Source organism: Schleiferilactobacillus shenzhenensis LY-73 (assembly GCF_000469325.1).
GTDB lineage: Bacteria > Bacillota > Bacilli > Lactobacillales > Lactobacillaceae > Schleiferilactobacillus > Schleiferilactobacillus shenzhenensis.
Map to the genome: position 1 here is coordinate 67,012 of NZ_KI271584.1, position 13,188 is coordinate 80,199.

The following is a 13,188-nucleotide window of genomic DNA, read 5'->3' on the forward strand; positions in this document are numbered from 1 at the left end:
CAATCCTCTAAATAACGTACTGGGTCAAAATTCACTAAACTGCCAACACGCAGCGTGAGTTTTGACCCAGTTTTTGCCGTGCTTGACGCTCTCCCCAGGAAGTGGTTGAATGGCGGGGAAATCGCGCTGCAGGACGCGCGCGCCGGTCATCTGTTTCACGTGAAACTAAGGAGTTGAGCCCGGATGCCACAATTAACGTATCGGCCCGCCACAGCCGCAGATGCGGCAGCGCTGACCGTTTTACTGAACCGGTCGTTTGCCCATTGGCACCACGACCAGGTTTTCAAGCGCTTTATGCGGGGCCACATGACGATCACCCCGCAGTACATTGCAGAAGGGACTGTGCAGATTGCGCTGCAAGGCAGCCAGATGGTAGGCTTTTACGCCCTCACCCATTACAATGCCCGCAAGATCCTGTTGGATACCTTCTTCATCGACCCGGTATACATCGGCCAAGGTAACGGCCGGGCGATGTATGCGGCCGCAAAGGCCACAGCAAAGGCGCTGGGCTACCCGGTGATGGTGATTATGGCTGATCCCCATGCCCTGGGCTTTTATGAGAAAATGGGGGCCCAGCTTCACAATTATTGGCAGCCCGACAAGAACGAACCGTTGAAGCTGCCGGTTTTGAATGTTGCTTTATAGTCTTTTTACCCGGTGCTGCCCTTTTTAATTCTCCCCACTGTCTCTGGCTCACTAATGGCCAGCACCTTGGGGAAACAAAAAAGGCCGCTTCAAGTGCAGCGAGCCTCTGGGATAGCGCGTGAATATGACTGGTGCCGCCCGCAGTGAGCCGTGGGTAAGGATCAGTCGGTATAATTTCTGAAATCGCTGGAAAACCGGCGGGCGGCCGCACAAAGGCGGCAGGCCGCTGACCATGGGAATCAACGGTCAGCCGGAAAAACGTGTACAGTGCCGACGCTTAGTGACGGCCGGTCTTCCCCTCGATCAGTTCGCCGCTGGTCAGAAGAGCCGTCATGTACTGGTGGGCTTCTTGCTTGGACAAGGCATGCCCGTTGAAGAAGATCCACTCCAGGATCAGCAGCACGGTGTTGCCGTAGTAATCGGCCAACAGGGCCAGCGGCACGTTGGTATTGATTCCGGACAGGCTTTCACCCAGAATGTCTTGGGCTTTGGCCTTTAAGTAAGCCGTGAAACTGGCGATGAGCGTGCCGTCGATGGGGTTGTGTTCAACCACCTCACTGATGCGGCGGCGGTACCGATCGAGAAAGTCGTAGAGCCGGTCAAAGTACTGATTGAGCGGTAACTGCGCAGTCCGATCGTGATCACCGATGCCGATGGCTTCGCTGATCAGCAGCCAGCAGTAGTCGAGCAAATCATACTTATCATCAAAGTAGTTATAGTATGTTGCCCGGGGAATACCCGTCTTAATGCACAGTTCATTGACCGTGATCCGGTCAAATGACTTTTCCTGCAGCAACTCAAGCAGCGCACCCGAGAAAGTGTCTAAGATCCGCTGGGCGGTCGGGGTTCTTTTCTTATTAAGGTCGTATTTCAATCCAATCTCCTCCCGCCAGGAAGTATAGCGCATATTTCCCACTTTTAGGCTGGACAATGCGCGACATCTGTCCAATTTGGAAGGCTTTGGCTACGGTTCCGCATATCTTTTGGCGAAGTGTGCAATAATTTGGCGGTCTAATGTTGTGCGCATGAGTTGCCCTGACCATTCTTGCGGAATTGTCATTTCGGGATGCCCGGCCCCATACAGCATTGCCGCAATCTGGGCAACGGTATCGGTGTCGTCACCTAAGTTCACGGCTGTCAGCGCCGTTTCTTGAAACGACCGGCTGCGCAGATTGACCCAAATGGCCGCTTCCAGGGTATCGACCACATACCCGCTGGAACGGATCGCTGCGGGTGGTGTTTGGCCAAACGCCGGGGCTGCCAACCGCCGGTAATACGCGATTTCATGTGCCGGGAAGCCGCTGTTGGCCACCTGCTGAAACACCGGTCCCAGGGCATCGGCTAGCGTCTCCCCGCGCAGCAGCGCCCGCAGCAGCTCCACAAACAGGACACTGCCGATGATCGACCGGACGTGGGCGTGGGTCAGCCGGGTGGTGTCGCTGATCACTTGCCGGCGCTCAGCCGCATCGTCTTCTGTCAGCAGGACCAGGGCCAGCGGGGCAATCCGCATTAGCGCCCCGTTGCCGTTGGTATCAGGGGCGGTATCACCGCAATCTAACGGCGGCGTACCGGCAAGAAACCGTGCAATCGCATTGTGCGTCGTATGACCAATATCGAACATGACGCCCCGGGGCGTGTACCGGCCGCGGGTGTAAGCCGCCATTTTGTCAAAAAGATTGGCGAAGTCGCCAGATTCGTTCACATTTTCCATTAAGCACAACGTCAGCGACGAGTCGTCGGACCAGCTGCCGGCGGGCTGGTCATAGGTGCCGTGCCCCTGCATGCCGGTGACGTGATACGTGCCCCGGCGGGAGAACTCCACAGGTACACCTAGCGCGTCCGCCACCATACCGCCCTCCATCATGTGCGTAATTTGCGCGGCAGTCACCATGGCGGCCGCCTCCTTTCTCATTTCTACTATTATATTAGTTATGCCCAACCGGCTTTTCTGCCTTAATTCAGCAGCTCCATCTCCCGCCGAATCGCACCCACGGCGGCCTTGTCCCCAGAGAAAATCAGGTGGTCGCCCAACTGGATCTGGGTGTCCCCGTGGGGTGCAATGAACTGGCGGTCGCGGTAGATCTGGCTGATGGTGATGTCGTCAATGAAGGGCAGGTTCTTGACCTCCATGCCGGTAAAGCGGCGGTTGCGTACTGTGATCTCATAGATGCCGGCGTTGGTGTCGGTGAGGATCTTAACCGTCGACGGGGACTCGATCATCGCCCGCAGTAAGGAGATATTCGACTCCAGGGTGTTGAAGATCTCGACGCCGGCCGCGCTGAGCTGGTCATAGGTATCGCTCTCGATATTCTTCGCCTCGAAGCGGGCAATGATCCGGGGCACATGCGCCGCCAGCGCCCACTGGGCCAGCGCGGTATTCTTGCGGTTATCGAAGTAGCCGATGACCACGATGTCCGCCTGGTAAGCGCCGGCATCGTTGAGCACTTTTTCAGAAAACCCCGGCAGCAGGTGCACGTTAGCTTCGGAGTTATATGTCTTGTAGCGGCTCTCGTCATCGGTGTACAGGGCCACGTCGTAGAACCCCTGCGTCAGCTGCTGGGCGATGGGGATCGTCAAGATATTGGCCCCGATGAAGTGGACGACCGTCTTGTGTTCGTCCTCTTTTTCTTTCACGTACAGCGTATTGAAGAGGATGGGCGCGCCGATGCACGAAATGATCGCCGCCAGGGTGAAGGCCCCGGCCTGCTGGCTGGTCATGATGCCCAGGTTGCGGCCAATGGTGGTCGCTGGGATGACCAGGGTAATCGTGGTGGTGATCAGCGCGGTGCCGCTCAGGGCGTTGCGCGGCTTGAACCGCAGCCGCAGCAAGGGAATCAGCAGCAGCTTGGCCAGGATGAAGCCCACCAGCACCAGCGGGATCAGCTGCAAGCTGGCGGGGTCGGCCAACAGTGTGCGCAGATTGATCTTCACGCCAGTCATGATGAAGAAGATAGGAATGAAGAAACCGTAGCCGATACTGGTCAGCTTCTCCTGGGTCTCGGCCCGGGGGTGGAGCAGCTTCATCACCATGCCGGCTAGAAACGCTCCCAGGATCGACTCGGCCCCCACTTGGGCGGCGACGGTGACCAGCGTCACGATGAGGAAGAAGGCCAGCCGAATGTCCAGTTGCGTCGTGCTCTTATCGACCTGGGCGAACCACTGGTAGATCTTGCGGAAGCGCAGCAACAGGATGATGGCCACAGCGAAGATCAGCAGCAGCAGCCAGATACTCTTGTCGGTGGGATGCACCACCGCCGAATAGATGGTCAGGGCAATCAGCGGCAGCACTTCCCCGAAGGCCGCAATCAGAAGCATAGTTTGACCGAAGGGTTTAGAAAGGAGCTCCTTTTCTTTCAGCGCAGCAATGACCACGCCCAGGGCCACCGTGGAGAAAATGATCGTCGCAAAGACGGCGTGACGATAGGCCCCCAGCAGCTGCAGCCCAACGCCGGCGACGGCGGCCATGACCACGATGCTGGCAAAGGCCAAAATGGCCAGCGGCACCGGCTGAATCTGCTGAGGACCGGCCGTCTTTCTGTCCGGCGACCGCTTGAACAGCGTGAAGTCGATCTCCATCCCGGAGAGGAAGATCAACACGATCACACCGAGGCTGCTGAGCTGGGTCAAGGTGCTGTTATTCTGCACAAAATCGAAGCCGCTCTTGCCCAGAAGCATGCCCACGATGATCTCGGCGACGGCGGTGGGGACTTGCGTGATGCGCAGCCGGGCCATCACGATCGGTGTCATCAAGGCTGCCAGCAGAACGATCAGCAACGCAATACTTTCCATAAGAAAAACACCCCTTCAGTAGCCTGATGGATTCAGTCTACCATAGGGATGCGGCAGTTTTCATTCAGTTTTCGGACGGAGATTTTGCAGGGCGGTGACCAAGTGGGCCCGAGCCGTTTGCCGGTCTCTTTCAGAAAACTCAGTCGGATGGCTCAGCATGACGTTCACCCGGGCCAAGGCAAACTGCAAGAGCAAATGACTGGCGGTGGTAAATACCGACGCTTCCCAAAGGACTTGCGCAGTCTGGGCTAAGCCTTGCAAGGTGACTGGCGAGGCTGGCTGGTCAGGCGGCAGTACTGGCGGCACTGCGGGCACTGCCGCCGGCCGGCCCGCTTTCTGCCACGCGGCCAGCAAGTGCTGCTGTACGGCAGTCAGCGCTATCTGCTGGGCATTAGTGTACAACGGCGCCGGCGGTTCTTCCGTTCCGCCATCGGTGCGGGGATCATCAAACAGGTGCTGGTCGAAACGAACGGCCCAGATTTCTTGCAATGCGGCCCAATCGACGGCGGGCGCTGGGATGGCCTGGACCAGCGCCGCGGCGGTGGGCAGCGGGACGGTGAAATCAAATTGCGGCAGCCGCTGGACTGCGGTGAAGTCCCACGCCGCCCAAACCAAGCGGTCCGCCGAGAGGGTGAGCAGAAAACCGCTGCCCTGGCCCTGGTAGCCGTTCTCGCTCACCGCCAGGGCCGGCAAGTCCACCGCCACACCGTAGGGCCGGTCAATTACCCCGGTGACGCCGAAGCCGTTATGAATATGACCGGAGATAAAAACCGTATTCGGGTACGCCCGCAGGATCGTCTTCAAGGTCGCGTCCTGCAGCCCGACCCCGCCGCCGAAGTTGCTGCGCCAGTGGGTATTGCGCAGGGGCTGATGGCAGAAGATCAAAGCCGGCCGCTGCTGCGCCGCCGCATGGGCCAAGGTGCCCGCCAGCCACTGCAAGGTCGCCGGGCTGAATTCCGCCGAATCCTTCAACCCCTTATCAGTATTCAACAGAATCACCGCCGCCGGCCCCACCGTCATGGCCACGCTCAAGCCTTGGCGGTCGACTGACGCTAACCCCGCCAAGTAATCCGTATAGAACGGCGCGGCGACAGTGTGGAAGTGGCGGGGGTCGGCCAACGGTGTATTGTCCCACTCTGGCCAGCGCGGTCCGCGGACATCATGATTGCCCAGTGTGGCCAAAGTGCGGCCAGCGAACGGACTGGCGGCAATCACGGCGTTATATTCCGCGAATTGATCCGGCGTACCCGTGTCCGTCAAGTCGCCATTGACGACGAGATAAGCTCCGGGCGCTTGCGCCGCCGCGGTACGCAGCGTCTTTTTAACGGCCGCGTGCCGCTCGGGCTGCCCGTTAAGGTGCAGGTCAGAAAGCACGACGAATTGTAAATCAGGGGTGGACATGAGCATTCACTGCTCCTTTCAGTTGGTGGCGGGCGGAACAGCGCCCTCCCTAATCGGTCGGTTTGGCCGCGGGGACCTGCCCGCCTAACTGCGGGTAACCGTGGGGGCCGTCGGTCTGCACGGCCTGCGCCGGCCACGCAGACGCCGGGGCATGGGGCACCAGCAGGAAACGATCATCATAGGGCTGCCGGCCCTGGGTCTTGCCGTGTTCATCGATCAGGGCATGCAATTCCCGGGCCTGAGTCAGTGTCAGTGTCTCGGCAAAGGGCTGCAAAGCCGCATGCATCGGCGCATACGTCGCATAATCACCCAGGCCTAAGCGGCGGCTCAACCGTCGGGCATATTCATCAGCCACGAAGGTTTTCTTGCCAAACGTGTACAGCAACATCACGTCCGCTGTCTCTGGGCCAATTCCGGGCTGGGCAAGGAGTTCTGTCCGTAACTGTTCCGCCGGCTGCGCCCCAATGACCGTGAAGTCCCCGCCTGCGTGTTGAAACCACGTCAAAAGGCTGCGAATCCTGGCCGCTTTCTGCCGGTAGAAACCCACCGGCCGGATGCGCGCGGCCAAGTCCGCTTCAGGCAGAGCCAAGAGGGCATCCACCGAGAGCACGTCCTGCAAGTTGTTCATGGCCAACGCCACGTTACGGGCATTCGTCCGCTGAACCAGGATCATCATCAGCCAGTCCGCCAACTGGTTTTCCTGCCACCAGTGCTGGGGGCCGTAGTGGGCGGCGAGGTTGGCGTAAATCGTGTGCCAAGGACGGGTCACTTGTAGTTCCTCCTTTTACCGCGAAGAATATGCAGTATGGTGCCAATTGTTGGGTATTTTTTGAAAATATGCACTATACTGCATTTTAACTGAAATTCGAGTGAAAAATGCAGCATAGTGCCTTTTTATTATTGAGTATGGCTTCGCCGAAGGGGTAGAGTCGAGCAGGCCACCATGGTCTGAGGACCCTGAGCTAAAAAGCCCAAGTGCGGGGCGGGGCTGCTCTGCCTCCTCCGAAACGGGCTCCGGCGAGCAGGCCACCATGGTCTGAGGACCCTAAGCTAAAAAGCCCAAGTGCGGGGCTTTTCAGCTTAGGGCCACTCAGCCCAGGTGGCCTAACCGCTCGCCTGCGCCCTCTATACAAAAAAGTCCAGCCATGGGGAGGATGGCTGGATCTTGGGGAGGAAAATCATGAAGAAAAAGCTGGTTGGTTGTACTATGTCAGGCAGCGCTGGACGACGGGTCTAGAAGCCGTCGGGAAGTACTGCATCCTTGAACTGTCATCGCATCGCTCCTTTCCTTGTTTACATTATCTAGAATACCGGGCGGATGTGACGATTTCGTGATGGTTCCATGGTCTATCTGTCATGATTTCGTGGGGCGGGTATGACTTTCTGCCTGTATCGGCCGGACCAGCAGCATACCGGCCACCCCCACCACATGTACGGCGAATAAGAGCAGGAAGGTCCAATCGTAGCCCGCGGCCGTGATCAGCGCCCCGCCGGCCAGCGGGCCGATGGCGCGGCCCAGGGAACCGGAGAGACTGGCCAAGGATTGCAGGATGCCCCGGTCGCGGTCGGTGGCGTACCGGTTAATGAGCGACGGCGCACTGGTCAGCGCGAGGATTTCTCCCAGCGTCACCACCATCATCCCCAACACGAAGCGCCAATACGCAGTGGCGTCAACGATGAGCAGGTAGGACAGGCCGAAGAGCAGCCCGCCGGCGACGACCTTGGCCTTGTCGGTGGCGTAGCTGGGATGGATGAGCCGATTCGCGACGGGCTGCAAGAGAATGATCTCCACGGTGTTCACCGTGAACAGCAGACTGTACTTCTCCACGCTGATGCCGTGGTGCAGCATGAGGACAGAAACATTGCTGTTCCACTGCTCGTAGCCGATCCAAATAATCACCAGAAGCAAGGCAATCGCCGCCAGACTGCCCAGCAGCCGGCGGTCGACCGGATCGCGGGGACCGGCTTGACGCGCCGGCTCCGCCCGCTCAATGGGCTGAAACGTCAGCCCAATCACGGCGAACGTCACCGTGAAGAGCGCCGCGGCGCTGCCGAACACCCAGCGGATACCCTGGTGGAAAAGAAACCCGCTGCTGGCGGTGGCGATCCCCATGCCCACGCTGGCGATCCAGTAGCCTTGATTGAAAATACTGGCATTGCTGCGCTGCTGAAAGGCAATATAGCCGTTCATCGCCGCATTCAGGATGCCCAGACCAAGACCGTACGCGGCCTCCAGACCGGCGAAGAGCGGCCACGCCGGCCAGAACGTCAGCGCCAGCAGGGCACCCACAGTCAGCACATTCCCCGTGAACAGCACGTGTTTCGGCTGGGTATGATCGAACGCCCAGCCGGCCGCCAGATTGCCCAGCGTCATGGCCAGTGAGAAGCACATGAGCACGGCGCCGGCGGTCACCAGACTCTCATGCAGGTCTTGATGGATATACAACGTGGTAATCGGCATGATCAAGCCGATGCCCATATTGATCCCGCCATTGGCAAAGAGCAGTGCGGCGGTGCGTGTTTGCGGCATAGCAGTCGATCCCTCCCTGAGTTTGACTTCCATGATAGCAGAAATACACCGGTTGAGGCGCCCCGGTTGCTGCATATAGAAGGGAAAATTGCCAGACAAGCAGGCGGCCTTCAAGCCGCCTTTCTGCGCGACCCTGCCACCGAATGCCGCCAGCACAAAAATAACCGCTGCCAGGGGAGGTTGGCAGCGGTCATTGGGGAGGAAAAACATCATGAAGAAATTAGGTTGTTGGTGTTACCGCAGCGTCTGAGCGCTGACTGGGGAGGAGGACGACGGGTCTAGAAGCCGACCGTCCTGCTCATGATGGTTACAATTCATCGCCTCGCTCCTTTCTTTTCAACACTGTCTATACTACCGGGAAGGTGTGACACTTTTGCGCCCGCTGCAAGAACGTTTTGTCACGGTTTTCCGCAGACGGTATGTCCAGAATATGCCCAATTTGTGGCGGTGCCCGGTATACTAGGGCTGAGGTGATGGCATCATGATCGATAGTCATTTTCATATCGCCGGCGACACCGGGCTGCTGACACACTTGCAGCAGCGCGGCGTGCACGGCATCGTCAACAGTCAGAATCCGGCCGAATGGCAGGCGGTCCAAGCCTGGCGCCAGGCCCACCCGAATAGCGGGCTGACCGCCTCTGCGGGTTTGCACCCCTGGGACGTGGACAAGCTGACCCCGGGGGCACTGCGCCCCGTGCTTGAACAGGCGCCGGTCATTGGTGAGATCGGCCTAGATACGGCATGGACAGACAACCCCCTGAGCCAGCAGCGAGTCGCCTTCGTTCAGCAGCTGGCCTGGGCCCGGGACTGGCACAAGCCGGTCATACTGCATACTAAGGGCGCCGAAGAAGAAATCCTGCGCACCATTCAGCACTTCCCCAACCGGTACTATATCCATTGGTACGACAGCGCAGCGTGGCTCCCCGACTACCTGCGGCTCGACACCTATTTCTCCGTTGGCCCGTCGCTGGGGCTGGACCCCAACGTCACTCGCCTGGCGGAGGCCGTTCCGCTCAACCGGCTGCTTTTGGAATCAGATGGTCTTGAATCTATTCAGTGGGCCACCGGCCAATCAGCAACCACCTATGCCGACTACGATACCTTCATGTCCGCCTTGCTCGACCGGTTAGCCGCCCTGCGCCACATGTCACCCACCGTTCTGAATCAGCAATTAACCGTGAATTTGAATGCTTTTCTGAGATCATAAACAAAGAGGCTGCGCTGCTGACCGCAAGCGCAGTCAACGGTACAGCCTCTCTTCACAGATCCACTTGACCGGTGCTCTCCCGGTCAAGATACTACCGAACCAAGTAGCCGCCGTCGACCGGAATAATCGCCCCATTCAGGTAATTCGCGGCGTCGCTGGCCAAGAAGACGGCGATGCCCATCAGCTCGTACGGCTCCGCCCAGTGACCGGCAGGAATGCGGTCGAGGATCTCCTGGTTGCGGGCCTTGTCTGCGCGGATCGGCGCCGTGTTGGCCGTCTTAATGTAGCCGGGCGCAATGGCGTTGACTTGGATGTTGTACGCCCCCAGCTCGCTGGCGAAGGCCTTAGTCAGACCGGCGACACCATGCTTCGCCGCGGTATACGACGGAATGAACTTACCGCCCTGGAAGGACAGCATCGAGCCGATGTTGATGATCTTCCCGGACTTCTGCTTGGCCATGATTTTGGCCGCGGCCAGGCTTAGCCGATAGACGGCGGTCAGGTTGATGGCGATAACGTTGTTCCAATCCTGCTCCTTGCTCTCCAGCAGCGGATTGCGCTTGATCATCCCCGCATTGTTGACCAGAATATCGATGTGCCCGAACTTGTCCAATGCTGTCTGCATGACCCGCTCGGGGGCGTCTTCGTCGGTCAAGTCCACTTGCAGAAATTCGATGCGGCGGCCGCGCTTCTCCACCATCGCGCGGGTCTGATCCCATTGTTCAGTACCGTGGGCAGCGACGAGAATATCAGCTCCCGCTTCCGCCAAGGCAACGACGTAGCCCTGACCCAGGCCAGTGTTCCCACCGGTGACGATGGCCACTTTTCCGTCCAATTTGAACCAGTTCATCTTGAATTGGTCCAATTCCTTTTCGTGTTGGGCAATCTCTTCTGCAGATTCTGGCATAACAGACATTCCTCCATTTAATTTCTTATATAGAAACCGTGTTTCTTATTCGTCCATATCCATCATATCAAGAGAGAAATTAAAAGCAAGAGCGGCCAGGGTAGACACGAAACTGCCCCCATGGGCATAACAATATTCCTTGAAAAAATAACGATTTCTGTGATACCACCGGTTAAAGTCCCACACCCATGCCCTTTCTGCCTGTTGACACCCGCAAACCAGCCGCGTTGCGCGGCTCCCGCGGACTTCGCTACACTAAAATAGTAGTCAAATAAGCCAACAGGAAAAAGAAAGGATGATTCCTATGTTGCACTGGTTATGGGTCTTGCTCGTGGGTGCGATCATCGGCGTAATTGCCGGTGCCATTACGAGCCGTTCCCTGCCCGGCGGTTGGATCGGCAATATTATTGCCGGTCTGATCGGCGCCTGGGCAGGCCAAGCATTGTTTGGTTCCTGGGGCCCGCAGCTTGCTGGCATGGCCCTGATTCCCTCGATCCTGGGTGCCATTATCCTCGTCGTGGTCGTTTCGCTGATCCTCGGCAGGACAGGTAAGTCGGCGAAAGCCTAATACCTAGAACGACTGCAGCACGTGTCTTCATGATCATTCTCCCCACATAAAAAGCCCCGGACCTCCCGCCGGGGCTTTTTGCTTGTCGCTATCTCGTTATTTGATGTTCAGCAGTGTGCTGAAGATTTTGGCCAGCTGACTGCCCACCAATCCCAAAACGATGAGATTCATGACAATTTGGGCAATCACCACGGTGTACAGCTTGTCAAACCGCTTCTGACTGCCCTGGGTGGTGGCCATGAAGAAGGCCCCGTTGAACAAGCCGGTACTGATCAGCAGCATCAAGAACAGAAACGAAATCCCCGCCAGGCTGCCCATCATCCCCAGCAGCAGCATCACCAGGGCGATAATCAGCCCGCCGTTGGCGTAATACCCCAACTGGTTGACGTAGCTGAAGAAATCCTGGTCGTCTCCCATGAGGAAGTGTTTCGCCGCATACCCGATTCCCGCAAATAAGGCGAGCGCCACCACATTGATCAAGAAGAACGTGATGTAGATATTGCCATCCAACGTTTTGACAGCCGTATTGAACTGCGTCTGTACGTTGGCGAGCGTCGAGGGCGCAATGTTAAGGAAATCCTTAAAGGCGCTCTCCATTGGGGTACCAGTAATCACCTTGCTTAAAATGCTGATAAACAGCTGGGCGGCATGCTGCAGGACCGTCCAAAAGACCAGCGTGTTCAGCAGAGCGAGCAGTGCCAGGGAGACGATGCCGTAGTATGGCCGCTCGCTGCCTTGGCCAGCGGCCCAATCCATGGGATGCAGCCAAGAATGCAGGACGTTGGCAAAATAATTACTGGCCTCCCGCTTGGCGTGAGTCACCCGGGGATTTTCTGTCCGCGGGGGCATTGGTGCCTGCTGATACTGGCCATTAGCGTTCTGGTTAGGATAAGGCGGCTGGCCAGGCGCACCGCCGTATGGCGCCGGACCTTGCGCGGGACCATATGCCGGGCCGGTGGGCGCGGCGCCGCCTCTCTGGGTATACTGCGGTGCCGGCCCCTGATTGGGCTGGGATTGGCGATAAGGGTCCGGCTGCGGGGTACTGGGGCCTTGACCGTACCCGGTCGGTTGGCCAGGCGCCGGTTGCGCCGACCGCCGTTGTGGTGCTGGACCGTAGCCAGGCGTTTGCCAGTTAGGTTGGGGCGGCCTCTGCGGACCCTGATCATACCCCTGCGGACTTGTCGGTGCCGGTCGCCGCTGCGGACCGCGGGGATCTGTCCCCGCCGGCGGCTGCTGCCAAGCGGGTCCCTGGTACGACGGCCGGCCGCCATTCCCTTGCGGCTGCGGTGCCGGCCCGGCAGCCACTGGTGCTACCCCGGTAAGGGAGTAACCGCACGTGGTACAGAATTGGGCATCCGCCGCATTGCGGGCACCACAGTTGGGACATATCTTCATGTTTTCTCCTCCAACACGGATTAATCTGAAACCGTTCCCCGTTAACCAAAATTATAGCACTCGCATACGCGGATGCTAGCGGCCAATATGGCATTCTCGAAAATAATGAGCCTATCATATTGTAGTTTGACAATGCACGCTACTTTTTTACAATGGTCGTTTCGCCGCTAAACGTGGTATTCTATCGGAGAAAGAGGTGTTCTTCCATGAATTATCATGAAGAGGTTCAAGACTTGTTCGATGCACCGGCCGCTTATGTTTTAGCCCACTGTATCGCCGCTGATGTCGGCATGGGCGCGGGTATTGCCCTGACTTTCCGGCGCAAGTACCCTGAGATGCCCGGCGCTGTGTTGGATGCAGAACCAGCCATCGGCGACGCCGTACGCTACACCGCCCCTGACGGCCGGGTCATCTACAACCTGATCACCAAGGGCAGCTCCTACCAGAAGCCGCTGCGCAGCGACTTCGAAGCGTCTTTGCGGACGTTGAAGAAAGAAATGCTGGCCCAGCACGAGACACACCTGGCCATTCCTTTAATTGGTGCCGGCTTGGACCGGTTAGACTGGCGGGAAAGTGCCCCGTTCATCCAAGAATTGTTCGCCGATACTGATGTGGACATTATGGTGTGCCGGTTGAAATAGCGGGTAGACGTCTGGCGCTGCCCCGGGTGACTACGGGCTCCGCAGATTGGGGCGGCGACGCGAAGCTAGTGCGAAGCCGGTCCTGCGGAGCTAGTGGTGGGCACG

General features: G+C 58.3%; 12 protein-coding genes. 4 read left to right on the forward strand and 8 right to left on the reverse strand.

Going from position 1 to position 13,188, the window contains the following annotated elements:
- Positions 1 to 183 precede the first annotated feature (183 nt).
- Positions 184 to 645: a GNAT family N-acetyltransferase gene (locus L248_RS03840; RefSeq protein ID WP_022528763.1), complete on the forward strand. Its 462-nt coding sequence runs from the start codon at positions 184 to 186 to the stop codon at positions 643 to 645.
- 277 nt (positions 646 to 922) lie between these two features.
- On the opposite strand, the gene L248_RS03845 is transcribed toward L248_RS03840, so the two are convergent.
- The 6 genes from L248_RS03845 to L248_RS03870 all read right to left on the reverse strand — a co-directional run bounded on the left by L248_RS03845 (position 923) and on the right by L248_RS03870 (position 8,365).
- A complete protein-coding gene (locus L248_RS03845) occupies positions 923 to 1,519 on the reverse strand; it encodes a TetR/AcrR family transcriptional regulator (RefSeq protein WP_051999846.1) in 597 nt (198 codons plus the stop codon).
- Positions 1,520 to 1,609: 90 nt separating this feature from the next.
- Positions 1,610 to 2,536 (reverse strand): ADP-ribosylglycohydrolase family protein, encoded by a 927-nt coding sequence (locus tag L248_RS03850; RefSeq protein ID WP_040534724.1) that lies wholly within the window; start codon positions 2,534 to 2,536, stop codon positions 1,610 to 1,612.
- A 62-nt stretch (positions 2,537 to 2,598) separates the two neighbouring features.
- Positions 2,599 to 4,434, reverse strand: a complete 1,836-nt coding sequence (locus L248_RS03855; RefSeq protein WP_022528766.1) for a monovalent cation:proton antiporter family protein — start codon at positions 4,432 to 4,434, stop codon at positions 2,599 to 2,601.
- A gap of 60 nt (positions 4,435 to 4,494) precedes the next feature.
- Positions 4,495 to 5,835, reverse strand: coding sequence for a metallophosphoesterase family protein (locus L248_RS15050; RefSeq protein ID WP_196811986.1), 1,341 nt, complete (start codon positions 5,833 to 5,835; stop codon positions 4,495 to 4,497).
- Between the two features lie 49 nt (positions 5,836 to 5,884).
- Positions 5,885 to 6,604, reverse strand: coding sequence for an endonuclease III domain-containing protein (locus L248_RS03865; protein WP_022528768.1), 720 nt, complete (start codon positions 6,602 to 6,604; stop codon positions 5,885 to 5,887).
- 585 nt (positions 6,605 to 7,189) lie between these two features.
- Positions 7,190 to 8,365 carry an MFS transporter gene (locus tag L248_RS03870; RefSeq protein WP_022528769.1) on the reverse strand — a complete coding sequence of 392 codons (1,176 nt, stop codon included), beginning with the start codon at positions 8,363 to 8,365 and terminating at the stop codon, positions 7,190 to 7,192.
- A 481-nt stretch (positions 8,366 to 8,846) separates the two neighbouring features.
- Between L248_RS03870 and L248_RS03875 the strand changes: the two genes are divergently transcribed.
- The gene (locus L248_RS03875; protein WP_022528770.1) at positions 8,847 to 9,572 is read left to right on the forward strand and encodes a TatD family hydrolase; all 726 of its coding nucleotides are present in this window, start codon (positions 8,847 to 8,849) and stop codon (positions 9,570 to 9,572) included.
- A 91-nt stretch (positions 9,573 to 9,663) separates the two neighbouring features.
- On the opposite strand, the gene kduD is transcribed toward L248_RS03875, so the two are convergent.
- On the reverse strand, positions 9,664 to 10,488 hold the full coding sequence (kduD, locus tag L248_RS03880; protein ID WP_040534726.1) for a 2-dehydro-3-deoxy-D-gluconate 5-dehydrogenase KduD: 825 nt from the start codon (positions 10,486 to 10,488) through the stop codon (positions 9,664 to 9,666).
- Positions 10,489 to 10,783: 295 nt separating this feature from the next.
- Here kduD and L248_RS03885 point away from each other — a divergent pair, with 295 nt between their 5' ends.
- On the forward strand, positions 10,784 to 11,047 hold the full coding sequence (locus L248_RS03885) for a GlsB/YeaQ/YmgE family stress response membrane protein (RefSeq protein ID WP_040534728.1): 264 nt from the start codon (positions 10,784 to 10,786) through the stop codon (positions 11,045 to 11,047).
- Positions 11,048 to 11,143: 96 nt separating this feature from the next.
- On the opposite strand, the gene L248_RS15755 is transcribed toward L248_RS03885, so the two are convergent.
- A complete protein-coding gene (locus tag L248_RS15755; protein ID WP_196811987.1) occupies positions 11,144 to 12,442 on the reverse strand; it encodes a zinc-ribbon domain-containing protein in 1,299 nt (432 codons plus the stop codon).
- A 206-nt stretch (positions 12,443 to 12,648) separates the two neighbouring features.
- Here L248_RS15755 and L248_RS03900 point away from each other — a divergent pair, with 206 nt between their 5' ends.
- Positions 12,649 to 13,083, forward strand: a complete 435-nt coding sequence (locus L248_RS03900) for a macro domain-containing protein (RefSeq protein WP_022528776.1) — start codon at positions 12,649 to 12,651, stop codon at positions 13,081 to 13,083.
- The last annotated feature ends 105 nt before the right edge of the window (positions 13,084 to 13,188 follow it).